21 protein-coding genes and 1 pseudogene are annotated in these 23,240 nt (G+C 70.0%); 9 read left to right on the top strand and 13 right to left on the bottom strand.

Annotated features, from left to right (window positions below):
* Nucleotides 1-67: 67 nt before the first annotated feature.
* A pseudogene (locus PVK74_RS24290) lies at nucleotides 68-2,851 on the top strand (AAA family ATPase); the annotation flags it as partial.
* 33 nt (nucleotides 2,852-2,884) lie between these two features.
* Here the strand turns inward: PVK74_RS24290 and PVK74_RS31235 are convergent.
* From PVK74_RS31235 to PVK74_RS24280, 3 genes are all read right to left on the bottom strand, one after another.
* Nucleotides 2,885-3,004 carry an IS3 family transposase gene (locus PVK74_RS31235; protein WP_223201434.1) on the bottom strand — a complete coding sequence of 40 codons (120 nt, stop codon included), beginning with the start codon at nucleotides 3,002-3,004 and terminating at the stop codon, nucleotides 2,885-2,887.
* A gap of 640 nt (nucleotides 3,005-3,644) precedes the next feature.
* On the bottom strand, nucleotides 3,645-4,796 hold the full coding sequence (locus PVK74_RS24285; protein ID WP_274477300.1) for a hypothetical protein: 1,152 nt from the start codon (nucleotides 4,794-4,796) through the stop codon (nucleotides 3,645-3,647).
* A 6-nt stretch (nucleotides 4,797-4,802) separates the two neighbouring features.
* On the bottom strand, nucleotides 4,803-5,114 hold the full coding sequence (locus PVK74_RS24280; RefSeq protein WP_231915649.1) for a hypothetical protein: 312 nt from the start codon (nucleotides 5,112-5,114) through the stop codon (nucleotides 4,803-4,805).
* 61 nt (nucleotides 5,115-5,175) lie between these two features.
* Between PVK74_RS24280 and PVK74_RS24275 the strand changes: the two genes are divergently transcribed.
* The 4 genes from PVK74_RS24275 to PVK74_RS24260 all read left to right on the top strand — a co-directional run bounded on the left by PVK74_RS24275 (nucleotide 5,176) and on the right by PVK74_RS24260 (nucleotide 7,472).
* Nucleotides 5,176-5,856 carry a TOTE conflict system archaeo-eukaryotic primase domain-containing protein gene (locus PVK74_RS24275; RefSeq protein WP_231915650.1) on the top strand — a complete coding sequence of 227 codons (681 nt, stop codon included), beginning with the start codon at nucleotides 5,176-5,178 and terminating at the stop codon, nucleotides 5,854-5,856.
* Complete coding sequence (locus tag PVK74_RS24270; RefSeq protein WP_082931159.1) at nucleotides 5,853-6,161, top strand: helicase (end); 309 nt, start codon at nucleotides 5,853-5,855, stop codon at nucleotides 6,159-6,161. The genes PVK74_RS24275 and PVK74_RS24270 overlap by 4 nt, the downstream gene beginning before the upstream one ends.
* A gap of 94 nt (nucleotides 6,162-6,255) precedes the next feature.
* Entirely contained in the window at nucleotides 6,256-6,822 is a 567-nt protein-coding gene (locus PVK74_RS24265) for a hypothetical protein (protein WP_064448560.1), read from the top strand.
* 2 nt (nucleotides 6,823-6,824) lie between these two features.
* Entirely contained in the window at nucleotides 6,825-7,472 is a 648-nt protein-coding gene (locus tag PVK74_RS24260; protein WP_274477299.1) for a nucleotidyl transferase AbiEii/AbiGii toxin family protein, read from the top strand.
* An 831-nt stretch (nucleotides 7,473-8,303) separates the two neighbouring features.
* On the opposite strand, the gene PVK74_RS24255 is transcribed toward PVK74_RS24260, so the two are convergent.
* The 4 genes from PVK74_RS24255 to PVK74_RS24240 all read right to left on the bottom strand — a co-directional run bounded on the left by PVK74_RS24255 (nucleotide 8,304) and on the right by PVK74_RS24240 (nucleotide 12,838).
* On the bottom strand, nucleotides 8,304-9,743 hold the full coding sequence (locus tag PVK74_RS24255; RefSeq protein WP_274477298.1) for an alpha/beta hydrolase: 1,440 nt from the start codon (nucleotides 9,741-9,743) through the stop codon (nucleotides 8,304-8,306).
* Nucleotides 9,744-10,083: 340 nt separating this feature from the next.
* Nucleotides 10,084-11,316 (bottom strand): hypothetical protein, encoded by a 1,233-nt coding sequence (locus PVK74_RS24250; RefSeq protein ID WP_274477297.1) that lies wholly within the window; start codon nucleotides 11,314-11,316, stop codon nucleotides 10,084-10,086.
* Nucleotides 11,303-11,836, bottom strand: coding sequence for a SigE family RNA polymerase sigma factor (locus PVK74_RS24245; RefSeq protein ID WP_043330679.1), 534 nt, complete (start codon nucleotides 11,834-11,836; stop codon nucleotides 11,303-11,305). Before PVK74_RS24245 ends, PVK74_RS24250 begins: the two co-directional genes overlap by 14 nt.
* Before the next feature lie 705 nt (nucleotides 11,837-12,541).
* Nucleotides 12,542-12,838 carry a helix-turn-helix domain-containing protein gene (locus PVK74_RS24240; RefSeq protein ID WP_043326983.1) on the bottom strand — a complete coding sequence of 99 codons (297 nt, stop codon included), beginning with the start codon at nucleotides 12,836-12,838 and terminating at the stop codon, nucleotides 12,542-12,544.
* Nucleotides 12,839-13,537: 699 nt separating this feature from the next.
* Here PVK74_RS24240 and PVK74_RS24235 point away from each other — a divergent pair.
* Nucleotides 13,538-14,029 (top strand): DinB family protein, encoded by a 492-nt coding sequence (locus PVK74_RS24235; RefSeq protein WP_210884074.1) that lies wholly within the window; start codon nucleotides 13,538-13,540, stop codon nucleotides 14,027-14,029.
* 17 nt (nucleotides 14,030-14,046) lie between these two features.
* Here PVK74_RS24235 and PVK74_RS24230 read toward each other — a convergent pair whose 3' ends face one another.
* Entirely contained in the window at nucleotides 14,047-14,616 is a 570-nt protein-coding gene (locus tag PVK74_RS24230; protein WP_274477296.1) for a nucleotidyltransferase family protein, read from the bottom strand.
* Nucleotides 14,617-14,630: 14 nt separating this feature from the next.
* Complete coding sequence (locus PVK74_RS24225; RefSeq protein WP_104115840.1) at nucleotides 14,631-15,251, bottom strand: TetR/AcrR family transcriptional regulator; 621 nt, start codon at nucleotides 15,249-15,251, stop codon at nucleotides 14,631-14,633.
* 111 nt (nucleotides 15,252-15,362) lie between these two features.
* On the opposite strand from PVK74_RS24225, the gene PVK74_RS24220 reads away from it, so the two are divergent.
* Both PVK74_RS24220 and PVK74_RS24215 read left to right on the top strand, forming a co-directional pair.
* Nucleotides 15,363-16,049 (top strand): SDR family NAD(P)-dependent oxidoreductase, encoded by a 687-nt coding sequence (locus tag PVK74_RS24220; protein ID WP_274477294.1) that lies wholly within the window; start codon nucleotides 15,363-15,365, stop codon nucleotides 16,047-16,049.
* A gap of 28 nt (nucleotides 16,050-16,077) precedes the next feature.
* The gene (locus PVK74_RS24215; RefSeq protein ID WP_274477293.1) at nucleotides 16,078-16,731 is read left to right on the top strand and encodes an NADPH-dependent F420 reductase; all 654 of its coding nucleotides are present in this window, start codon (nucleotides 16,078-16,080) and stop codon (nucleotides 16,729-16,731) included.
* A 9-nt stretch (nucleotides 16,732-16,740) separates the two neighbouring features.
* Here the strand turns inward: PVK74_RS24215 and PVK74_RS24210 are convergent, their stop codons facing one another.
* The gene (locus tag PVK74_RS24210; protein ID WP_274477291.1) at nucleotides 16,741-16,938 is read right to left on the bottom strand and encodes a hypothetical protein; all 198 of its coding nucleotides are present in this window, start codon (nucleotides 16,936-16,938) and stop codon (nucleotides 16,741-16,743) included.
* Nucleotides 16,939-17,132: 194 nt separating this feature from the next.
* Entirely contained in the window at nucleotides 17,133-18,518 is a 1,386-nt protein-coding gene (locus PVK74_RS24205) for a glycoside hydrolase family 6 protein (RefSeq protein WP_064448574.1), read from the bottom strand.
* A 153-nt stretch (nucleotides 18,519-18,671) separates the two neighbouring features.
* Between PVK74_RS24205 and PVK74_RS24200 the strand changes: the two genes are divergently transcribed.
* Nucleotides 18,672-19,940, top strand: a complete 1,269-nt coding sequence (locus PVK74_RS24200; RefSeq protein WP_064448575.1) for a GAF domain-containing protein — start codon at nucleotides 18,672-18,674, stop codon at nucleotides 19,938-19,940.
* Between the two features lie 5 nt (nucleotides 19,941-19,945).
* On the opposite strand, the gene PVK74_RS24195 is transcribed toward PVK74_RS24200, so the two are convergent.
* Entirely contained in the window at nucleotides 19,946-21,013 is a 1,068-nt protein-coding gene (locus PVK74_RS24195) for a DUF2855 family protein (protein WP_274477290.1), read from the bottom strand.
* A 94-nt stretch (nucleotides 21,014-21,107) separates the two neighbouring features.
* A complete protein-coding gene (locus tag PVK74_RS24190) occupies nucleotides 21,108-23,240 on the bottom strand; it encodes a B12-binding domain-containing radical SAM protein (RefSeq protein ID WP_274477289.1) in 2,133 nt (710 codons plus the stop codon).

Raw genomic sequence — 23,240 nt, 5'->3', positions numbered from 1 at the left:
GTTCTTCGATACATCGCAATCCTCCCGCCGAGATGGGTTGAGGGGTGTGGCAGCAGGGCCCGTGTTGATGGGATCTCCGGCAACCGGTGACAGCTCGGCTTTGGCGATGACACTAGGAACGGCGGAGGCTGGCCGAAATCAGGGCAACCCCTTGCTCTGGTGCGCGAAGGACCGTCGGGCGCACTATGATCCGGTGCCAGATTCTGCGACGGCAGTGAATGCGCATCAGGGGGCCACCGGCACCATGCTGCCGGTGGTACCGGGCGTCGTGCGCGGCGCCCGTCGGGTGGTGCTGTTCGGTCCGCCCGGGATCGGCAAGACCGCTGCGGCCGGTGTACTCGGGCAGCAGCTGGGCATGCCTGTCCTAAGGCTGGCTCCGAGCCCACAGGACGCCCAGGTCCCCTACACCGGACTGCTCGAACTCGCACTGGCCCTCCAACCGCTGCCGGCCGCGCGGGAACTCGCGACCGGAATCGACAAGGCCGTCGGAGTGCCGGGCTCTGCCGATCCCGCCGGGACCGCTCTACGGCTGCGCCGGTTGACCGCCACCCTGCTGCTGGACACCCCGCCTCTGACACTGGTGGTGGACAACGCCCAGTGGCTGGATACGGCCAGCGCGGCCGTCTTGCGTTGGGCACTGCGCCTGGCTCCCGACCTTCCCGTCATAGCCGCAGAGCGAATCTGGCGCCCGGGGAGCGAAGGCCACTGGTGCGGCGAGGACCCCTGTGCGGTACGCATCCCGGCGCTGACACCCGATCAGGTCGCAACCCTGCTGTCGCCGTACCGGCTAACCCCCTACGAGGTCACGCAGACCCACATCCGCAGCGGAGGGAACCCGGCCCTAGCCCTCGCATTCGCCGGGGCCCGCAGCCGCGCCACCGACCTGCCGGCCGCTCAGGGTCTCGTAGACGACCTGGTCCTGCCGCCGGCCGCCCGCCGACTGGTGAACGAATGGCTGGGCACTGTGTCGGCCGAAGTTCAGGAACTGTTGACGGTCGCCGCACTCGACGACCGGCCCGACCGCGAACTGCTGAGCCGCCTCGCCGGCCCGCCCGCCGACAACCTTCTCGCAGAGGCCGAGGCAGCCGGACTGATCAACATCGGGCAGGTCGACGGGAAGATCCGGTTCGCCGCCTCCGCGATCGGTGCCGAACTCGCGGCCCGACCGCCGGTCGCCACACGCAGGCTCCTGCACGCCCGCCTGGCCGAAGCCAGCCGCGACAGCATCCGCCGCGACCGTCACACCACGCTGGCGGCCGACACCAACGACCCGCAGTCGGCCGACTGCGCCGACCGCGCCGCCGCCCGCGCCCGGCTGCGCGGAGAACCCGCACTAGCGGCCGAGCTCTCCCTGCTCGCCGCCGAACGTACCCCGGAGACCGACGCCGACCTGCTCACCGAACGGGCGCTGACCGCCGTACGCGACGCCGCCCACAACGGCGACCTGCCCCGCGGCCAGGCTGCCGTCCGCCTCGTCCTGCACCACGACAGCAGCCCCGCCAACCGCGTCAACGCCCTCATCTCCCTGATCGACTCAGGCGGACAGCACCTGCACAACGGCGACAAGCTGTTCGCCGACGCACTTCACGAAGCGGCCGGACATCCGGACCTGACCGCGCAGATCCTCGTCCGCCAGGCGATCTGGGCCAACGTCAACGGCGATCCCGACCGGGCGTGCGCCCAGGCTGCCCGGGCCGCCAGCCTCGCCCGGAGCGCTGGCGACACCGCCACCACCGCCATGGCCCTCACGATGCAGGCCCGCATCCAACGCATCCTCGGCCGCCCCCAAGCCGAGACCACGCTCGGCCACGCCCTGTCCCTGCCACGCAGCACTCACATCCCCGTCAACGCCAGGCCCGAACAGCTCTCCGCCCGGCACGCCATCTTCGACGACCGTCTGGACGAAGCCCGCAGCGCACTGCTGCCTCTGCTCGTCGAAGCCGAGCGGACCGGAGACGCCGAAGCCACCGTGGATGTCCTGCGCAGCCTCGCCGAAGTCGAGATCCGCGCCGGACGGTGCGGACTGGCCCTCGACTACGCCGGCCGCGCCCTGTCGCTTACCGACAGAGCCGCCTTGGACCCCGCCCCAACGTGCTACACCTCCGCCCTGGTCGAGGGCACCGCCTCGTGCACCGACTCCGCCCTCGCTCACGCACGCCGCGGGGCGGACACCTCCCGCCGGGAGGACAACAAAGTCTTCCTCTCCCGAAACCTCTTCGTCCTCGGACATCTTCTCCTGGTCACCGGGCGTCCGAAAGAAGCCCTGGAGGCGCTGGAAGAGGTCCGTACGCTTGAGAAGCGCCAGCAGGTCCGCGACCCGTCCGTCCTGCGCTGGCACGCCGACCTCGCCCAAGCCCTCATCTCCCTCGGCTACCTCGACCAAGCCCGCAAACTGCTGACCGATACCCGTCGCACCGCGACTGATCTAGATAGAAGCTGCGTCCTCCCCGTGCTCGACCGCTCCCAGGCACTCCTGGAAGCCACCCTGGGCAACTACGATGCGGCCGCCGACCTCCTCACCGCAGCAGCCGACCACCTCCGCCACCTGCCCATCGAACACGGTCGAACCCTCCTGGCCCTCAGCCACACCGAACGACGCGGACGCCGACGCGCCAGCGCCCGCACCGCGGCGCAGAGCGCCGCCGACCTCTTCAGCACGCACCAGGCACACCCCTGGATCGAAGCCGCCACCCGCACCCTCCACCAACTGGAGCCCGTCCCCGCGCACAGCAGTACGCTCCCCTGCCTCACCTCCGCCGAACAGCGCTGCGTCGAGCTCGCCGCCAGCGGAGCGACCAACCGCGACATCGCCACCGCCCTCACCATCAGTGTCAAAACAGTCGAAGCAAACCTCACCCGCGTCTACCGGAAGCTCGGCATCCACTCACGCGTCCAACTCGCGCACCTTGCAGCCCTGACGGCAGCGCCGGCAGAAGCCCTGCAGCCCGGCCTGGCGCATCAGCCTGGCAACGCGTTTGCGCCCACTTCCGACTCCGGTGCCCAGGCGTAACTCGGCGTGCGGCGTAAAGGAGCGGGTTGGGCGAGGATCGCACGTGCTTCCCCGGACAGCATCCTCGCTACGTCAAGTCGCAAAATGCCGTGACGAGGATTTAGAATCGAGAAAGTTGACACAAAAAGCAACAGAGGCGGCCGGTTTGCTACTGTAACCGCCAGCAACGGAGCGCAGCAGCTATCCAATGCGACCAACAAACAGAGGTAATGAACGGCTGAATCGCAGGCAGTCGGCCTACCGACATGCATAGATGACGGTCTTAGGAAACCGATGCTCTATCCCCTGAGCTACGAGGGCGCGAGGGCACAGTCTAGCGACCTGGGGTTCACCTGGGGTGGCAGGGAGTGGCCCCCGTTCACCCACGTTCCCCGGACCGCCGTTCTCCCAGCCCAGGAGCACACCTGAGCACACGAACCCCGGTTTGCGGCCGGCGGTCGGCCATGGTGACCCTCGTTGGCACCGGTCCACCCCGGTCGGCATCCGCTGGAGGAGTCTCCAGGTGACTCTGGTTGATCTTGGCGGGCAGGATGAAGTGGCCGGCGTCGACTGTCTGGGGCGTCACGCTGACACGCCGCACCGGCCCTCCACGATCCTTGCCACACCTTGGCGACGGTCAGCGAAGAACCATGCGTCAGGTGTCGAGGCCTGCGAGGTTGAGGCGTTCGAGCAAACTGGGCTTGCGGGCATGCGCCGCCCGGAGCTCGGCCAGCCGGTGCTGGAACGACGAACTGTCCCCGTCGCGTTCGCTGAGTTCGCGCAGGTCGATGAGGAGTTGCACGGCGGTGTCGTACTCGCGGGGTTTCTTGGTGGCGATGAGCTCGTCGACTCGCTGCCAGGCGGCGGGTTGGTCGACTGCGAGGGTGTCGAGGTGCCGTTGCCGGGCTGCTGCGGCGGACCGTTCGCGGCGGATCCGGTCGCGTTCGCGTTGCTCAGCGTCCCGTCGTTCCCGTTCGGCGCGCAACCCCGCGGCGGTGGAGAGCAGTTCCCCGGCGGTACGGGCGGCTGCCGGGGTGGGCGTATCAGTGCGGTGTGCGTCGCGGTAGCGGCGCAGCAGTCGGTTGCGCAGGTGGCTGTCGCCGCCGGTGATCAGGTCGGTCAGGATGGCGTCCTTGTCCCGAGCGGGCAGCCCGACGACCCAGGTGCGTAGTTGCGCAGCGGTCGGTTCGCCGGAGGTGGCCGGCGGCGGTCCGGCCGCCGCGGCCGCGATCAGGTCGGGGTCGATGCGTAGGAACTCGGCGACGGCGGTGAGGGACGCGTCGAGGGTCCCCAGCCGGGCGGGGACGGGCGGTTCAGGCTCGTCGTCGGCGATCTCGGCGGACTGTACGCAGCGCAGCCAGGCCAGGTACAGCAGGCGCAGGTCGCCGGCGGCGAGGCGGGCCCGGACCGGGATGACGGAGGCGAGGAGGCCGTGGCCGTCGAGGTCCCACTCGTCGGTGCCGTCCTCGTCCTCGTCGTGCAGGTCGATGATGACGTGCTTGCCGGTGGTCCACGCGGATGCGCTGTCCCCTTGGCAGTACTGGGAGACGGTGTCGGGGTCGAGCACGTGTTTCGGTAGCCGCAGCATGAGCTGGCGGGTGCCCCAGTTCGTCAGGTACAGGTGCGCGTCGAAGTACCGCTCCATCAGCGTGCGCGGGTCGCCCTTGAAGTCGCCCCACTCGTAGGTGTTGACGAAGCTGGTGGCGGTGATGTCGGCCCGGGTCGACAGCGACCGAAGCTCGGCCCGCTCCCGGCCGGTGAGGGGCCGGTCGACGGCGGTGAACTCGTAGTACTGGTACTCGCTCACCGTGGCCTACCGTCCGGCCCAGTGCCGGTAGGCGTCGATCCACGCGGCGCCGTCCGGCGCGGGGGTGAGCAACGGCAGGTCGAGGAGATCGATCCTCTGCCGGTGGCGACCTCGGGCGCAGACCGCGACGATGTTGTCCGCCGCCAGCTCGGCCTTCCGTACGGTGGCCTCGACGCCGAGGACGGTGGTGGTGAACGGCACCGCCAGATGCTCCTCGATCATGGTGAACAGGCCGGCGCGCTCGTCCTCATGACCGTCCGTGTCGGCGGTGGCTTCCTCGATCATCGCCTCCAGCGCGGCGTTGTCCTTCGATGCCATCGGCGGAGGATAGCGGACCGGTGCCGGGATGTTCGACGCCCGATGCGCGAGGATGGTCGGCATGGGTTCGGTGGCCGAGTTCGTCGATCTTCGGCGGGAGGTGGAGCGGTTACGGGCAGAGAACGCCCGACTGGGACGTCTGCTGGAGCTGCGCGGCCAGGACACGACTGCGGCGCCGGAGCAGTTGTCCGCGCCGGTTGAGCCGCCAGGGCTGGTCACCATGGCTTCGCCGACTCGGGACAAGCTGGCGTTGTTCGCCGACCGGTTCCGGGCCCGGGCCGACGTGTACGCCGTGCGGTGGGACAACGCCCGTACCGGCGCTGCCGGGTGGATGCCCGCAGTCGCCGGTGGCTGGCGTAAGGGTATGGACCGGCGCGGTGCCACCTACCTGCCCCGCACGACGGAGGTCGTCGCGGCGCATCTGGTCGGCGACGTGTTCATGGGCCTATACCCGCTGATGCCCGGCAACACCTGCCACTTCGTCGTGGCCGACTTCGACGGGCCGACGGCGATGCTCGACGCCCTCGCGTACGTGAAGGCGGCGCGAGCCAGCGCGGTGCCGGCCGCGTTGGAGGTCTCCCAGTCAGGCCGTGGTGCCCACGTGTGGGTCTTCTTCACCGGTGCTGTTGCCGCGGCCACCGCGCGGGCCGTCGGCACGGTCCTGCTGCGGGAGGCGATGGTGCTGCGCGGGTCGATGGACCTCCGCTCGTACGACCGGCGCTTGTGCTCCAAGGCGCGATGAGCACCCGCGAACGGCGGACAGTCGTTGACCGGCTCGACGGCGCCAAGGCCGGCCTGCTCGTCATCGGCACCACGCCGTTCATCGGTGAGGGCTTCGACGCCCCCGCCCTCGACACCCTCTTCCTCGCCGGCCCGATCTCCTACGACGGCCTACTCGTCCAATGCGCCGGCCGCGTCATCCGCGCCGCGCCCGGCAAGGACCTCGCCGAGGTCCACGACTACCACGACCCGGCCACTCCCATCCTCGCCGCCTCACTCCCACGCCGCATGCCCGGATACCGGGCCCTCGGCTTCACCAGAACATGAGTACATCCCCTCGCGATCATCATGACTGGTCCGCCGGCTTCCGAAGAATGACGTACGCCAAGCGTGCTGGGCCTAGCCTGGTAGGCTAAAGGCCATGGGCCGGTTCTCCGAGGATGAGCTGCAGGCGGTTGTCTCCCGGTATGAGGCGACGCGGGCCGCCGCGCTGACCGAGCGGGACGAGCAGCTGCGGGCGTTTCACGCGGCCGGATGGCGGCCGGTGGATCTGCAGCGCGTCACCGGGTACAGCCGGGAGACGATCCGTCAGGCGCTACGACCGGAAGTCCGGCGGGCGACGAACCTCAGCCGGCGCAGGATGTCACCCCAGCCGCCAGCGGACTACCAGCCCTACGGCGACCGGAAGCCCTACGTGGTGGCCGAAACCCTCGCCGATCTGCACGGCCCGACCGACGGCTCCGTGACGCTTCCGCGTCACCTCGACTGGTCCGGGCATGCCGAGTACGACCTGAACCGGCCCGCACGCCTGGCCAGCATGTACAAGGTGGTGCTCACCGAAGCCAGCACCGTCGAGGACCTGCACACCTGGCTCGATGCCGACCTCCTCCGGCGGCTCTGGCCCACTCTCTGGCTGCCATCCCAGCTCCGCCAACGCTGGGAGGACGCCTTCCCCGAACTCGCCGCCACACGCAGCAACGCGGCATAGCGGTGGACCCCTTCCACGAACGCCTCGCCCGTACCGGGCTCGCGGCGGCCGACCGATACGGCTTCGCGCTGGCCGGCGGTTACGCGGTCCAGGCCGCTGGGCTCCTGGAGCGGCCCAGCGAGGACGTCGACCTGTTCACCGCCTGGGACCGCCGCGACGAATTCACCGCCGCAGTCGCCGCCGTCGTACACGCCTACCGAGACGACGGCCTCACCGTCGAGACCGAGCGGCAGTACGACACCTTCGCCCGGCTCACAGTCACCGATGGCGCGCGGGTTTCCAAGGTCGAACTCGGCGTGGACTGGCGCGCCAACGAACCGATCCTCATGGCGATCGGACCCGTCCTCCACCCCGACGACGCGGTCGCGAACAAGATGAGCGCCCTCTACGGACGAGCGTTCGCCCGCGACTTCATCGACATCGACGCCACGCTCCGATCCGGCCGCTACACCCGCGACGCCCTCCTCGCCCTCGCGCAGCGCGCCGACCGTGGGTTCGACCCGCGCATCTTCGCCGACGCCCTCGCACAAGCCACCCAGCTCGATTCCGACGACTTCGCCCAGTACGGCGTCACCGGCCCAGCGCTGGACGATCTCTTAAGCCGATTCGCGGAGTGGCGCCGCGAACTGCTCGACTACGAGGAAGGGTGACTCGGCTTCCGACTCACGGCAACGTTGAGCCTGCACCCGCAGTACCCACACGTTCACCTACGTTCCTCGGACCGTCGTTCGCCCAGCCCAGGACCACCCGCGGAGCACACGAACCCCGGGTTGCGACCGGCGGTCGGTCGCGGTGACCCGCGTCGGCACCGGTTGACCCGGGTTGGCATCCGCTTGAGCAGTCTCCATGTGACTTCAATTGATCTCGGCGGGCAGGGTGGGCCGGCTGGCGCGGATGGGGTTGCGTCGGCGGCGAGCAGCCTGGTTCAGGCTGCGGCGCGGATCACCGGTGCCGGTCGAGTGAATTCTTAAGGTCGCGGATGAGTGCCCGGACAACGTCAACGCGCGTCACCAGGCGAGAGCGAGGATGGCTTGCCGATGGTTTCTTTCCTTGCTCGCGCGGTCCGCCCATCAACACCGAGAGATCGGAGTGTGCAATCGCCGAAATGCCCGGCCCGTTGGGTTGTCCCGCGACCGGCCGGGCTGGCTGCGCGACCGGCAGCCTGGCCGATGGCGGTTACCGCATCGGACTCGAGGCCCGGGACACCGTCACCGGCCAGATCCTCGGCCGGGCCGACGTTACGCACGGGCGGGAACAGCGGGCCCACACCACCTCAAGGTGATCAACCAGCGCGCGTACTCCGGCGGTATCTACCGTGGCGCGGGCGCAAAGTGCGCTGGGCACGGCGACCTCCAGGTCGCCGTGCCCGCGGGTCTGCGCGCCGTGGAACAGATCCACCACCTGGCCAGCCGTGACGTACCACGGAACTGCGGAGGCGTTCGGCCAGAACGGCGCGGATGTCAAGCCCTCACGCGTCGACATCAGGAGGGCGCACGACCACCAGCCTGAAGCGGACGAGGGATCCGGCCAGACAAGAGAGTCGTCTGCTCGTCGAGGGACGGGCGGTCGCCCTCACCCACCCGCGCCGAACCATCCGTCGGAACCTCGGGGACCGGCGTTCCCTCGCACTCCGCTCCCCGTTTCGGCAGCTTTCCGTTCAGCAGGTAGTCGTCGATGGCGGCGTCGACGCAGGCGTTGGTGCCGTGGACGACGTGGTAGCCATCGCGCGGAACGCTGAGGAGCCGGTGCCCGAGCAGGTCCGCCATCGCCCGACCGCCCTCGTACGGCGTCTGCGGGTCGAACTCCTCCTGCACGACCAGCCCTGTCGGGTAGCCGCTGCGGCGCAGCTTCACCAGCGGCTCGACACGCTCCACCGAGCCGAAGGTGCACTCACGCGGAGAAACCGCCGAAGCACCCCAGCCGTAGGGGAAGTGCTCGGAGAAGTAGCGCATGTCCGCGTAGTACACCTTGAGGTCGGCGGGCCATTCGGCCTCGCAGTTGACTGCCTCCCAGACGCCGTTGCTGGTCGGCGGCGGGTCGGCCTGGATCTCTTGCTGAAGAGCCAACGCCCGGCCCAGGTCACCCGGCACGTCCGAGGGTGTCTCGACCTGCTGACGCAGCCGGCTCGCCGTCGCTGCGAAGAAGTCCCAGTACGCCACCTCGTTGGTGGCCCCGATGAGGCCGTCGAACTCGGTGCCGTCGTACACGAAATCACCCTGGTCGATCGGGCGTTGCTCCAGCTTCGCCCGGGTCCGTTCGATCGTGGCGCGCACCTGCGACCGGGTGGTTCCCAGCCCGTAGATTCCGTTGCGCTCGGCCACCCACGTCATCCAGGCGTCGGCGGTCCTACGTTGGGCGATTGCCTGTTGCTTCCACGCCTCCCGCCATATCCATTGCGGGTGGATCGCGGAGTCCAGGACGTTGCGGTTCAGTCGCTTCGGAAAAAGCGTGCCGTAGACGGCCGACACGTACGTGCCGTAGGACTTCCCCATCAGGTTCAGCTGACGCTCACCCAGGACCGCGCGGACGATGTCGAGATCTCTGGCGTTGTTGGCGGTGGTGAAGTAGGGACGCCGGGCACCGTCCGCGCGTTCGCATTGCTGATCACGCCTGCGGAACTCCTCGGTGTACGCCCGCATCTGCGCGTCGGTGAAGCGCGTCCTGCCGGACAACTGCACGCTCGTGCCCTCGCACAGCAGAGGCTGTGACTGCCCGACACCGCGCGGGTTGTACCCGATGATGTCGTACCGCGTTGACAGCGCCTCGTACGCCGGGTCCTCCGGCGCGTAGATTCCCTGCCCGCCCGGCCCGCCGGGGACCTCGACCAGTACGCCGAGCCGGTTCGGCTGATCGCTCGCCAGGCGCCGGGAGAGCTCGACGGTCTCCCGGGGGCCGTCCGGCCGCCGGTAGTCCAACGGCACCCGCACAGTCGTGCACTCCACCGCCGGGGACGCGCTCCCGGCACGGGGAAGCGCAGACGCCGAAGCATCCGGTGACCGCCTCGGTGGCACCGGCGGGCGGGGGCAGGGTCCCCACGCAGGACGCTGCGCGTAGAACTCCGCCAGTCCGACCGGCACCGCGTCGGACTTCGGCGCGGTGTTCGCCTCGGCGAGAGGCACCACCTGTACGCACAGAGCCGCTGTCGCCGTGGCAATCAGACCGGCCTTTGCTCTCCGTCTCATCCCAAGCCCTCATTCTTCGCGGCAGGAGCCGCTGAAGCGGCCCTGCGGAACAGCACCGTCGTGGTGCCGGCGCTGGCCGTCATGGCCGCAGCGCGGTCGCGGCCGGAGTCCAGGTCGACTCGTCCTCGACGTCGGCGACCGTGATCCCCTTGGCGATCTTCTCCAGCTCGACCTGCGGCAGCGTGTTACCGGCACTATCGGGGCTGACCTCGACTACGACTGCGCCGTCGGCGCTCCGGAACTGGCACCAGATGCCGACCTGCGGGCCGTCCCACCCAGGCCGGTCGGGTACGTCGTAGCACTTCGTCACACCGGGCTCCGGCGTCTGGTTCGCGCTGCTGCTCGGGATGACCGAGATGTGGAACCCGTCTTTGATGCCACCCTCGCTCGCCTCGTACGGTGCGGTCAGCCCGGTGGTGGGCGCGGCGGACCTGGTGTACGTCGCGCCGCCGTAGTCGCCGCCGCGGGCCGAGGCGATGCCGCCGAGGCCCGCCGTGGCGTGGGTGCCGATCTGCAACGGCACGTAACCGTCCGGCAGGTAGCCCACCGTGAAGGGCACCAGGGCCGGCGTCGGCCTGCTGGGCTTCAGGCCTTCGACCAGGCCGCCCAGCTCCTCGAAGCTCGGCGTGGCCTTGTCGCCGGAGTACGACGTGACAGCCGCCCAGGCGTTGTCGGCGTACTCCCAGGCGAAGAGCTTGTTGCCGCCATCCACCGGGCGCTGCGGGTCAAGGCCGACCGGCAGCGTCGCCTGCACGGCCCTGCGCCCGGCCACGGTGACGTTCGCGCCGTCCTTGATCCCGGCCGGGTCGAAGGCACCGGGCCGGTAGACGGTCAGGTACGCCAAGAGGGCCGGCTTCCCGTTTTCCTTGTTCCGCAAGAACGCGTCGCCCTGCTCCTCCACCTCCTGGCGGGTCATGGGCTTGTCGTTCGAGGTGTGACCGTCGGAGTAGACGGGAGCGATCTGGTACGCGGTGGACGCGACGATCGGGTCCTGCACATGCAGCGTGCCGGCGTCGTACCCGGTGAAGGTGAAGGTGAACGACGCGGCGTCGGGCCACTCGGCCCCGGCCGGCTCGGACGCCGCCGCACCGGCCACGAACGGCGCGGCCGGGGGGCTCTGCTGCGCACCCAGAGCCGGTACCACGAACGCACCGGCGACCACGGCCACGACGAGGCCCGCCGCGCCGGCTGACGCGAATCCGGCCCGACGGCGGCGCTGCGCCCGCCGCCCTGCCGTGATGATGTCGTCGACGGTGCGGGACATCGGCGGCTCATCGCCCGTTACCGCGTCCACGAGATCATGCAACCGCATGGGTCCACTCCTTTATCGATGGTCCGTTGAGATCGGTACGGTCGCCGCCGAGTGACTCGCGCAGCTTCGCCAGGCCACGGGACACCTGACTCTTGGCCGTGCCCACCGTGCAGTTCAGGACGCTGGCGGTGTCCTCCAGGCTCAGATCCAGGTAGTGCCGGAGAACGACCGCGGCTCGCTGCCGGGGTGGCACCGAGTCGAGCGCCGCCCGCAGGCGCATCCGCTCGTCGCTCGCGCCAGCGGGGTCGCGCAGCGCGATGTCCGGCATGGCGTCACCGGCCGACCGCTCGCGCCGCCACGGCCGACGGGTCTCGTCGACCGCGGCCCGGTAGACCATGGTCTTGACGTAGAGATCGGGCCGGTCCAGCTTCCGCCAGCGGGGATAGAGCTTGACCAGAGCATTGGCCACGGCGTCCTCCGCCGCGTGCCAGTCGCCGCAGGTCACGTACGCCAGCTTGCGCAGTGACGCCATTTCTGACGTCACGAACTCGCGGAATGCTTGCTCGTCTTCGGCTATCAAGTGCGCTGCCTCCTCGTGACGGAGGTAGAACGGAACCGCCCACCCGGAAAGTTGCACCGCTCGAAGAAGTTGGCGGATCGACAGGATGATCGAGCGGGTTCTACGGTCGCGCCGACGCGCTCTGAAGAGAGCATCGTCGCGGTCGAGCAGGTAGTGGTACGGGGCACTCCGAGGACCGAGAGGGCGTGGTCTGCTGATCTTCAGCACCGGGCGCGAGGTGCCGGTTCGGGGTCCGGCCGACGGCGCTGGTTCAGTGGCTCCGAACGCGACATCAATACCTGCGTGGCGAGTAGCTTGCGTATGCGGGTGAGGGCGACTGTCCCCACCCGGTCGTAGGGCAACTCCAATCGCAGCCCCTGGTCTGCGCTGCGAAGGTCTGCCGTGATCTCGTCTGGACGGAACGTGCCGCCCCAGCCGTTGAGTCCTCCGCGCTGGTTGGTGCTGAGGGAAGCCATGCCGGAGATGCAGGCGCCGTCGGCCAGGATCAGCCTCGCAGGACCGGAGTCACTGAGCTTGCTTCCCTGCGGAGGCGTGCCCGGATCCACGCCGTGCTCGGCCACCGGCGGCCGACAGCCGCCTCGACCGCCGGTTACGAACAGCAACATCCCGGCCGATGGCCGGGATACGAAGAGGCGCGCAAGCAGGAGTACGTGCTACCAGGACCGAGCCGGGAGCGGGCCGGCCAGTCTGCCGCCGTGGCCCACGCTACTGCTTCTCGTTCTGCCGCAGGGCTTCCTCAAGCTGGTCTTCCAGGATGATGATCCGACAGGCGGCTTCCAGTGCGGTGCCCTGATCCACCATCTCGCGGGCCCGGGCGGCCAGGCGCAACTGGTAGCGGGAGTAGCGGCGGTGCCCGCCGGCAGAGCGGTGCGGGTTGATCAGTTTCGCCTCGTCCAGGCGGCGCAGGAAGTCCTGCGTGGTGCCGAGCATCTCTGCGGCCTGACCGATGGTGTAGGCCGGAGTGTTCTCGTCGCCGAACATGTCGTCGGGGTTTCGCCCCATGTCACCTCCACATCGAGGGCCCCGGCGCATAAGCGCCGGGGCCCAGGGTTAACGGGTCAGAACACCATCTACCGACAGGAAAGTCGGCTTGTCGTATCCGCACCAGCCATCGAAGGCTTCGGGTGCGAGGATCGCATATGCGTGACCGGAGACCACCTCTCGTTCGATGGAAACTGCGGTGTCCGCCGAGCCTGGAATGACAGCTGCTGGCGGGCGATCCAACGGTGTACGGCCCTCCCTTTCCTCTGCTACTTCTCACCCTTGCGGTCGTACGGTCCGCCGGCGCCGGAACCCACGCGACTTCATGGCCCCGACACGTGCGGCGAACATCAGCTGGAGCCCTGAGCAAGCCTTGGCCCCACCTGCGTGCCCCATCGTGCGTCACACGTTGGGGCTGACGTGCTCCTACTGCCGTTCCAGGCGGAACGAATTCCGCTTCTCACCGTCCGTCGTGACCTCACGGCCGGGCGGCCCCGTCTGCGTCTTGACGGATCTTCTCTCTCGACTCGAAGAAGATTATTCCACGCTGCAGAGGATGTCTAGTCGTTCCGACCCAGATTTTCTGGTCGACCGCCGTCAGGGTCAGCGGTGTGTCCCAGCAGGCACGTGCGGGCCGCGCCGGCGGCTGAGCCCACCGCGCACCTCATCGAAGACCACAACGGTCCCGGAAGTGTCGGCGTCGGCCGCTAGCCTGCCGGCGTGACGAAGATCGATACAGAGAAGGCCACGCTGTGCGAGTTCCTCGGATATCAGCGAGCCAGCGTCCGAGCCATCCTGGCTGATCTGGACCCGACCGCGCTGCGGACGTCCGTCCTGCCCTCCGGCTGGTCGCCGCTCGGCCTGGTGGAGCACCTCGGTCACGCGGAGCGCCACTGGTTCCAGGAGGTCTTTCGCGGTTCGGTGGAGCCACTGCCCTGGCCGGACGAGAACACACCGCTGCGCACGTCTCGATCGCCGGACCAGGTCTTCGACTTCTATCGCGACCAGTGCCGGATCTCCGACGCGATCATCGCCGCGGCGCCGTTGACGGCGGAACCAGTCGGCCGGCACCCGGAGGAGCCGCTGGCGTCGCAGACCACTGACCTGCGTCGGATTGTTCTGCACGTCATCGAGGAGACCGCCCGACATGCCGGCCACCTGGATGTCGTGCGCGAACTCGTCGACGGGCGAACCGGGCTGGGCCCGCGCTGAGCCGGGCGAGCACCGGCTCAGGTCACGACGCGGACGCCGGGCCAGCGTTCGGCGGGGCGGTGACGGGCCAGTCGCTGCCGGGAGATCTCCGGGCTGACCCGGGCCCGGTTGCGTCGCCACACGCCGTCGAGCAGGTCGTCGAGGCCGTGCGGCGCACACACCGCGATCTCGTCGTACGTGTCGAGGCGTACAGCCACGGCGGTGGCGTACTCGGGCCAGGTGGCGACCGCGTCGGCGACGGTGCGCAGCGGTGCCACCGGGCCACCGCCGAACTTGGCGGGATACCAGGTGTGCACGGCGGCCTGGTTCTTCGCCTCCCACGGCGGATCCGACCAGCCCACCACCAGTCGCCGGGTGGCCCGGTCGTCGTTGTCGCGGCTCAGGTCCGCCGGGTCGAGGAAGACCACGTCGACGTCGCGCACGGACGAGGGGTCGAACCCGTGGCCGTACCGCTCGCCCCAGACGAGGTCGCGGATGACGCCCGCGCCGATCCAGGCCTCCGGGAGGCCGCAGTCCCGAACGACGCCCAGCGCCCGGATCAGCCAGGGGCTGCGCCGCACCAGGTCCCGCAGTTCGTCCTCCCGCATCGGTTCTCCTGAGATCAGGTGGGGGTCGCCGGGCCGGGTACGAGGTTGAGCACCCGCATCGCGACGTCGACCGAGGCCTGGAGGTCTTCGCGGCTCGCGCCGGCTGCGGCGTGCACGGCGTGGCCCTCGCTGAGCGCCATCACGAACCGGGCGAGCGCCCGGCTGTCGACGCCTTCCGGGAGGTCGCCTTCCTTCGCCGCGCGGGACAGCCGTTCCTCCAGAGCGGTCTCGGTGGCGGCCCGGCCGGCGGCCAGCATCTCGGAGATGCGGGTGTTCTCCGGGGAACAGGAGAGCCCTCCTTGGATGGAGAGGCAGCCGGCGGGGTGGTCGTCGGCGGTGAGCGCGTCGGCGCTGGCGCGCAGGAAGCTCTCCACGGCGGCGTACGCGGTGGGTTGTTCTAGTGCGGCGCGGGCGTTGGCCAGGTTGGTCTCGTGGTAGCGGGCGAAGGCACGCCGGAACAGCTCCTCCTTGCTGCCGAAGGTGGCGTACAGGCTCGGCCGGTTGATGCCCATGGCGCTGGTGAGGGAGCTGAGCGACGCGCCTTCGTAACCGTGCCGCCAGAAGACCTCGGCGGCCCGGTCGAGGACCGTCTGCTCGTCGAAGGCTCGCGGCCGTCCCGGTGTCGAAGTGCCCATGCACCTACTCTACCGCTCGGTACAGAAGTGACGCAGCGCACCAACCGATCGGTACAGAACCTTGCTACGGTGACGTCACAACCGATCAGTACAAAAGACCGAGGGAGACGCATGACCGTCACGTTGATCACCGGCGCGAACAAGGGCATCGGTTTCGCGACCGCCAGGCAGCTTCTGGACCTGGGGCACATCGTCTACGTCGGGGCGCGCGACAAGCGCAAGGGCGAGGAAGCGGCGGCGGCGTCGGGCGCGCGGTTCCTGCACCTGGACGTGACCGACGACGCCTCGGTGACCGAGGCCCTGTCGACCATCGACGCGGGCCACGGCCGGCTCGACGTCCTGGTGAACAACGCGGGCGTCGCCGAGGACGGCACCGTGGACGGACCCACAGCGCTGCGGGTGTTCGACACCAACGTGGTCGGGATCATCCGGGTCACCGAGGCGGCACTGCCCCTGCTGCGCAGATCCGCCAACCCCACGGTGGTCACGGTGTCGAGCAGCGCGGGCTCCTTCTGGGCGACGAACAATCCCGACCGGCCGGAGTTCGATCTCGGGTTCCCGCTCTACTCGGCGTCCAAGGCGGCCGCCACCATGATCACCCTCAAGTACGCCCGGTCCCAGCCGGGCATCAAGTTCAACGCGGTCGAGCCGGGCTTCACCGCCACCGACATGACCGCCGCGCTCGGCGGCGGCAGGTCACCGGCCGAGAGCGCCCGGATCGTCGTACGTCTGGCGACGCTGCCCACGGACGGCCCGACCGGGACGCTCCAGGACGAGTTCGGGCACCTGAACTGGTAGCCGCGACCGACAGCCGGGAGGGGAACCCATGACAACCATCGGCATCATCGGCGCGGGCGAGGTCGGCAGCCAGATCGCACGGGCGGCGATCGCGGCCGGGTACTCGGTCGTCATCGCCAACTCGCGCGGGCCCGAGACGTTGGCGGGCCTCGTCACCGAGCTGGGTCCGTCGGCGCGGGCGGCGTACGCCAGGGAGGCCGCGGCGGCGGGCGACTTCGCCGTCGTCGCCGTACCTCTGAAGGTCGTCAACGACATGCCGGCCGAGGAACTCGCGGGCAAGATCGTCCTGGACACGAACAACTACATGGTCTGGCGCGACGGGAACATCCCGGTCCTCGACTCGGGCGAGAAGACGGTCCACGAGCTACGCCAGGAACAGCTTCCCGCGTCGAAGGTCGCCAAGGCATTCACCCACATCCAGGCGCCCCGCCTGCTCACCTCCGCCCGGCCCGCGGGCGCCAGTGACCGGCTGGCGCTCTCCGTCTCCAGCAACTTCCCGGAGGCGGTTGCTCTGGTGACGCGGCTGTACGACCAGTTCGGCTTCGACACCGTGGACAACAGCCCGCTGAGCGAATCGTGGCGCACCGGCCCGGGTCAGCCCGCGTGGATCCGGCACGCGCACCAGAACCGTGAGGAGCTGGCCCTCAACCTGAGGAGAGCGCGGCGCCACGCGCCGGCGTGACTCTCGTCGTCAGCGCGCGGTGGACTCCAGGCCCCGCTCGCGGGCGGGCTCCTCCGCGGCGAACGGGCTGCGCAGGCGGGTCATGGAGGCGGCGCTGATGTCCGCGGCCGGACTGCGCTCCTCGTCGGTGACCCTGCCCCCCTCGATGCTGAAGGGATTCAGGGCGAACGTCTTGTCGGGCACGTCGTGCTCCAAGGGAATCTGCACGGCAGCACTCGACTCAGTCGTCGCGGCTGGGAAACCGTGGGAAGGGCAGGGGGTCGGCGATCAGCCGTCGACATCCCGCATCGACAGCCTAACCCCCGTCGGCCGCCTGGGCGAGCCACGTCGACCAGGAGCACGGGGACGGGCCCGGCGCGGAGGAGTGTTCCTCCGTGCCGGGCCCGCAGGTGTCGTGCGGGTCAGGCGGCGCAGGTGGCCGTCGCGCCCTGACCGGTGCCGGTGCCCTGGAAGCCGAAGTTGGTCGTCTGCCCGGCGCCGACCTGGCCGTTGTAGCCGACGTTCGTGAACCGGACGGTGCCGCTGGTGCCGCTGGCCTGGGCGTTCCAGGTGCCGGTGATCGCCGCGCCGCCGGGCAGCGCGACGGTCACGGTCCAGCCGTTGATGCTCGCCGAGCCGGCGGTGACGTTCACGCTCGCGGTGAAGCCGCCGTTCCACTGGTTGATCGCGACCGACGCGGAGCAGCCGTTACCGCCCGGCGGCGGCGTGGTCGGGGGCGCCGTGGTCGGCGGCGCGGTCGTCGGCGGCGCGGTGGTGGGCGGAGCAGTGGTCGGCGGGTTGGTCGTCGGCGGCGCGGTGGTGGGCGGGTTGGGCGCGCCGTTGGCCAGGCTGAAGGCCAGGTCCGGCTGGAACGAACCGGCCGTGTAGCGGCAGCCGTCCGCCTCACCCGGCGGCTTCACCCAGAGGTACGCATCGATGTTGGCGTCGCCGGTGTTCGTCGTGGGGTACTGCCCGATGCGCCGGTCGGTGTTGTCGTCGGCGCACCAGTCCCCGGCCGCTCCGCCGTTGCGGCTGGTGTCGATGACCTGCCGCTTGCCGGAGATGCCCATGCCGTTGAGGGCGGAGATGACGGCCCGGCCGAAGTTCGCCTCGCTGGACGTGGGGTTGAAGTTCGACACGTTGGTGAAGAAGCCGTCGGCGTACTGCACGCCGGCCGCGCGGAGCCGGTTGGCCGTGTCGTTCGCGCTGTTCCAGGTGGAGTGGCCGCCGTCGAGGTACACCTTGGCGTTGGGGTTGGCCGACTTGATGGTCTGGGTCGCCGTGGTGAGCGCCTGGTTGCGGGCGTTCAGCTCGCTGGTGCTCAGGCAGGTCTGCAGGGCCAGCGAGTCGGTCTCCAGGATGATCAGGACCGTCTGGTTGCCGAGCCCGCGGGCGAAGTTGGACACCCAGGTCTGGTACTGGTTGAGGTCCGGCGCTCCACCGGCGCTGGCGCCGCCGCAGTCGCGGTTGGTGATCTCGTACACCGACAGCACCGGGATCTGCTGCGCCGAGTTGGCGGCGCCGATGAAGCTGGAGACCTCGGACTGGATGGTCGACGGGTTGAAGTTGGCGTACCAGCGGGCCTGCGGCTGGCTGGCGATCTTGTCGCGGATGACGGCGGCGCGGGAGTCGCCCGGGTTGGCGGCGACCCAGCGGACGACTGCCGAGGACGGGTCGCGGTAGAGCGATCCGGACACGGTGCCGGCGGACGCGCCGCCGACGGCGAGGCCGACGCCGGCGGCGGCGAGACCCGCTACGGCCGCCACGCTGATGGCCGCTGACCTGCGGCGGGCGGAGAGGATAGCCACGACGTGTTTCCTCCTGATCACATCGACGTATCTAAGTTCGTGGGAGCGTTCCCACGACGGTAACGGAGGCGGACGTCGATGCCAAGATGTGAACGTCGGTCACTGACCCGTAATCTTGCGACGGTCGACGAAGCGGCGGGAGGAAGACCAGGCATGACGGCGCTATCAGGCCAGGACCTACCCAGGCCGGCGGACGAGGACCTGCGGACGCTGTTCGGCAAGTCCATCGCCGTCTTCGCGGCGCTCGCCGGGCCGACGCACGTGGTGGAGGCGGCGAACCCGGCATTCTTCGCCGCCATCGGTGAGGAACGCGCACGTACCGGAGTTCCGCTCGCCGAGTTGATGCCGGAACTGGACGGCCAGGGCTTCATCGCCCTGCTGGACGAGGTCTACCGGACGGGCGAGTCCTACACCGGTCACGACGCCCGGATCATGCTGGGCACCGGCTCGCACGCGCGGGAGGCGTTCTTCGACTTCACCTACGAGGCGCGCCGCGACCCCGCCGGCACGGTGACCGGGATCCGCGTGATCGGAGTGGAGACCACGCAGGTCAAGCACGCGCAACGGCTGATGGCCGAACACCGCGCCATGCTGGAGCAGATCGCCCGGCAGGCGCCCCTGACCGAGGTGCTCGACGGGATGGCCCGCTGCATCGAGAACCTCGCGCCGCAGGAGGTGCTCGTCTCCGTCCTGCTCGCCGACGCCGACGGCCGGCACCTGCGCCACGGCGCCGCGCCCAGCCTGCCCGACTTCTACAACGAGGCCATCGACGGGATCGCCACCGGTGAGGGCGTCGGATCGTGCGGCACCGCCGCGCACCGGCGGGAGCCGGTCGTCGTCACCGACATCGCCACCGACCCGTTCTGGGCCGACTTCCGCGATCTGGCCGAGCGGGCCGGACTCGCCGCCTGCTGGTCCACGCCGATCCTGGCCCGCGACGGCAGCCTGCTCGGCACGTTCGCCATGTACCACCGCACCCCGCGCGTCCCGCGGGACACCGATCTGGCCCTCGCCCGGGTCTTCACCGGCACCGCCGCCCTGGCCATCGAACGTCACCACATCGAACAGGCGAAGTCCGAAGCGGACGCCCGCGCGCGAGCCGCCCACGACGAGCTGGCCCGGGTGGTGCGGGCGGAGCGGGAGCTACGGGCCGAGGCGGAACAGCGCGCCGCCGCAGCGGCGGAACTCACCGCCCGGCTGCGCGCCGCCGCCGCCGCGCAGGCCGCCACTCCCCGCCCCGAGCGGTGTCAGCTCGGCGGCAGCGACGGCTGCGCCGCGCCCGCCGAGATCAAGGTCGCCGACTCGTGGGGCGACTCGGCGTGGGGCTGCCCGGTGCACGTCGAGGAAGCCGTCATCAACGTCCGTTCGGTCTTCATCGCCAACGAGGAGCTCGGCGGCCTGTCCGCCTACCTCGACCGCTGACGCTCTCAGAGCTGCACGACGTGGCCCACCCGGGGCGGCGTACGGCCGGCGAGGACGTCGAGCCAGGCGTCCCGCAGCGCCTCCGGACCGGCGCCGGCCCGCACGTCGAGCCATCCGCTCACCACCTGCGAGAACCGCTGCCAGGCGTCGGCGAACCGGACGTCGAGGCCGTCGCGGCCCCAGTCCCGGCTGCGCTTGCGCATCTGGACCGGCGCGAAGAAGACCTCCTCGGCGGCGTCGGCGTTCGGCGTCTGCCGGGTCAGGCCGACGGCGATGTCCCGGACGAGCCGGTCGCCGAGGTGGGCCCGCAGGGCGGCCCGGTGCGCGGGCGCGCCGGACAGGTCGAGGTAGACCGTCGGCACGACGTCGAGCGCCGCGATGTCGTCGTACGCGAGGACATCGTCGTAGCAGCCGAGCGACCTGGTGAAGGCGAGGTTGCCGGGTGAGGTGAGCCCGATCAGGCGATGGCCGCGGCCGTGCAGCTCGAACGCGGCGGCGTACGCCGTCTTGCTCGACGCCGACGACAGCACCAGCGATTCCGCGCCGTACCAGTCGTTGTCGACGACCTGGTCGGCGAGCATGAACGAGGTGAAGAACAGCGGCCGGAACAGGATCAGCAGGTCCTCCTGCTCCGCCCGGTACGCGGGGTCGCCGGTGGTCGACCGGTAGGAGTTGTACGGCGAGGGCAGCCCGGCCCGGTGCGGGCTGGCGTCCCGGAAGCCGGTCCCGTCCACCCGCTCCGGGCGTACCACCAGGTGGCCGGCGGGCGGCAGGTAGCCGTAGACCCGCACGCCCGGCTCAACTCCTGACACTGTGGATGCAACCACCTCGGCGAAGCCCCACAGCGGCGGCAGTCCCCACCGCCGGTCGAGCCCGCGCGGCTCGGGCGGGAAGAACTCCCAGTAGCGCATCGCCTCGCCGAGCACCGCGTACGTCACGTTGTTGGCGGTCAGGCCGACCCGGTCCACGCGCAGCAGCGCCTCCCCGTCGGCGAGGGCGGGCGCCGCGCCGTCGGCGAGCGTGGTGCGGGAGAGGTCGTCACGGGCCACAGCGAACGTCCACGAGTCAGCCATGGCCTGACGCTAGGCAGCAGCGAAACCGGAGACAAGTGCACTGGGAGTGCAAAATCCCACTCGGCGGGGTGCGCCGGCCCGACCGGCGCTCGGGTCACCGCGTCGGCCGGGCCGGGGCCGGGAGCTGGTGCCGGCGGATCAGCCGCTGCCCGATGAACGTGCGCCAGACCCGGTCGGCGACCGCCGGTTCGACGATCCAGAGCCGACGCTGCGCCTCGGCGAGCGTGAGCGGCGTGCTGAACAGGTCCAGGAACAGACGGCTGCTGCGGTTGAGCGCGAACACCTGGCCGTCGGTGCGGCGGAACAGGTGCCGGTTCGCCGGCAGGTCGCCGGGGACGCCCTCCTGCTCGTCGGACCGGATCCGCCGGTACGCGTCCCAGACCTGCTCGTCGTCGCGGTCCACGAACGCGCCGTTGGCGAGGAACTCGGTCCGGTCGTCGGTGTCGTGCCGCACCCGGTCGTGGGCGAGCACACCACGTACCGCGGTGCCGTACCGGTCGTGGTAGAAGAACGTGTGCGGGGTGTCGGTGCTGCCCAGCCAGGGACGGTGGAAGTGTCCCGGGTTGAGGTCGGCCTTGGCCCGGGCGACCTCGGCCTGCGCCGCCTCGGTCACCGGCTCGTCGTACCGGAGCATCCGGACGATGTCCGAACCCTCCACCGGCCGTACGTTCGTGATGCCGAACCGGTCCGGCTCCTTGGCGACGATGGCGCCCGGGGTCAGCATGAAGTCGCCGAGCCCGCCGAGGGTCCACAGGTCGGGGTTGTCGCGCAGGAACGCGATGCTGTCCAGCGCCTCCTCGCGGGTCTCGGTGGGAAAGCCGGTGAAGCCCATCATCTGCACGCCGATGTTGGCCTTCGTCATCGCGGTCATGGTGCGCCGTACCTGCTCCGGTCTGGTGCCCTTGTCGATCAGGTCGAGGATGCGCTGGTTGCCGGACTCGAAACCGACCGACACGGCCACGCATCCGCTGCGCCGCAGCAGCTCGCAGCGCTCGTCCGACCAGTACTTCTCCAGCCGGATCTCGGCGCCCCAGCGGAAGTCGAGCCCGCGCTCCACGACCTGCTCGGCGAAGCGCAGGATGGTCGCGGGAGCGAGCACGTCCACGGAGAAGTAGATGAACTTGGCGAACTTCGACAGCTCGGTGACGTCCGTGATCATCTTGCCGACCGTGTCCTGCCGCCACGGGCTCGTCGGGCCGTCGGTGTTCAGGCCGTAGTCGCAGAACGTGCACTTGTTCCAGTAGCAGCCGCGGGTCGGCGAGTAGTAGACGAACCGTTCCGGGCTGAGGTAGAGGTCCCAGGGCAGACCGGAGAAGTCCGGGACCGGCACCTGCGCCAGACGCTCGTAGCGCAGGGGCAGCTGGCGCTGGCGGCCGTACTTGGGGTGCAGGCGGACGTTGGGGTGCCCGGCCGGCAGGGTGCCGGTCGCCACCGCGTCCAGGATCTCCGTGTACGCGCTCTCCCCCTCCCCGACCACGATCGCGTCGAAGTCGGCGAGCACCTGGAAGACGTACTCGGGTCTGCTGGCGCACTTCCAGACGTCGGAGATCTCCGTGCCACCCGCGACGAGGAAGACGTCCGGGCAGGCCCGGCGGACGAGCCGGGCGATCCAGAGCGCGAACGGAAGCTGCCACTGATAGGTGGCGCTGATCCCGATCACCTGGTGGCCACCGGCGGCCAGCCGCGGGATCAGCACGTCCTCGTAGTACGGCTGGAAGGGCTTGTTGAGCCGGCCGAGCAGCGCCTCGTCGGTCAGCGCGGCCACCGAGCCGATCGAGATCATCGGCGGTGGCTGCAGCCGGAAGCCGGCGCGGAACTGCCCGGGGAACCCGACCGCGCCGAGCGCGTCCATCCAGGAGATCACGCCTTCGACCGCGTCCTGGTAGTGCCGGTAGTCGTAGAACAGGTTCGGATCCTGCAACACCCCGATCGACCGGCGCAGCCGCTCCGGATCGGGGCCGGGCAGGCCGAGGTGGTTCGCCCGGGCCATCAGCGCGTCCGGGCCGCTGAGGTCGTCGGTCGAGGACCGGGACAGCTCCCGTCGCAGCCACTCGTACGCCGACGGCGTGTACGAGTGGTGGAACGCCTCGATGTTGGCGTCGATGATCTCCGCCGGCCGGTGCCCCTGTGCCCGGGCGTACGAGTCGAGGTAGTTCAGGGAGTGGTACCCCGAGGTGGGGTCGGTCAGCGGGGGGTAGACCAGTGCCGCCTTCACCGTTCCGCTCAT

Origin of the sequence: Micromonospora chalcea, from assembly GCF_028768405.1 — a bacterium.
Lineage (GTDB): Bacteria > Actinomycetota > Actinomycetes > Mycobacteriales > Micromonosporaceae > Micromonospora > Micromonospora chalcea.
The sequence above is the reverse complement of the archived record's forward strand: the minus strand, read 5'-3'. Positions and strand labels throughout refer to the sequence as shown.

Bases quoted from the DNA above. Each gene is read 5' to 3' on its own strand.
- PVK74_RS24280 (WP_231915649.1), bottom strand. From the start codon at position 5,114: ATGGCATCGAAGGACAACGCCGCGCTGGAGGCGATGATCGAGGAAGCC.
- PVK74_RS24275 (WP_231915650.1), top strand. From the start codon at position 5,176: ATGGGTTCGGTGGCCGAGTTCGTCGATCTTCGGCGGGAGGTGGAGCGG.
- PVK74_RS24270 (WP_082931159.1), top strand. From the start codon at position 5,853: ATGAGCACCCGCGAACGGCGGACAGTCGTTGACCGGCTCGACGGCGCC.
- PVK74_RS24265 (WP_064448560.1), top strand. From the start codon at position 6,256: ATGGGCCGGTTCTCCGAGGATGAGCTGCAGGCGGTTGTCTCCCGGTAT.
- PVK74_RS24250 (WP_274477297.1), bottom strand. From the start codon at position 11,316: ATGCGGTTGCATGATCTCGTGGACGCGGTAACGGGCGATGAGCCGCCG.
- PVK74_RS24240 (WP_043326983.1), bottom strand. From the start codon at position 12,838: ATGGGGCGAAACCCCGACGACATGTTCGGCGACGAGAACACTCCGGCC.
- PVK74_RS24230 (WP_274477296.1), bottom strand. From the start codon at position 14,616: ATGCGGGAGGACGAACTGCGGGACCTGGTGCGGCGCAGCCCCTGGCTG.
- PVK74_RS24225 (WP_104115840.1), bottom strand. From the start codon at position 15,251: ATGGGCACTTCGACACCGGGACGGCCGCGAGCCTTCGACGAGCAGACG.
- PVK74_RS24220 (WP_274477294.1), top strand. From the start codon at position 15,363: ATGACCGTCACGTTGATCACCGGCGCGAACAAGGGCATCGGTTTCGCG.
- PVK74_RS24215 (WP_274477293.1), top strand. From the start codon at position 16,078: ATGACAACCATCGGCATCATCGGCGCGGGCGAGGTCGGCAGCCAGATC.
- PVK74_RS24200 (WP_064448575.1), top strand. From the start codon at position 18,672: ATGACGGCGCTATCAGGCCAGGACCTACCCAGGCCGGCGGACGAGGAC.
- PVK74_RS24195 (WP_274477290.1), bottom strand. From the start codon at position 21,013: ATGGCTGACTCGTGGACGTTCGCTGTGGCCCGTGACGACCTCTCCCGC.
- PVK74_RS24190 (WP_274477289.1), bottom strand. From the start codon at position 23,240: ATGAGCGGAACGGTGAAGGCGGCACTGGTCTACCCCCCGCTGACCGAC.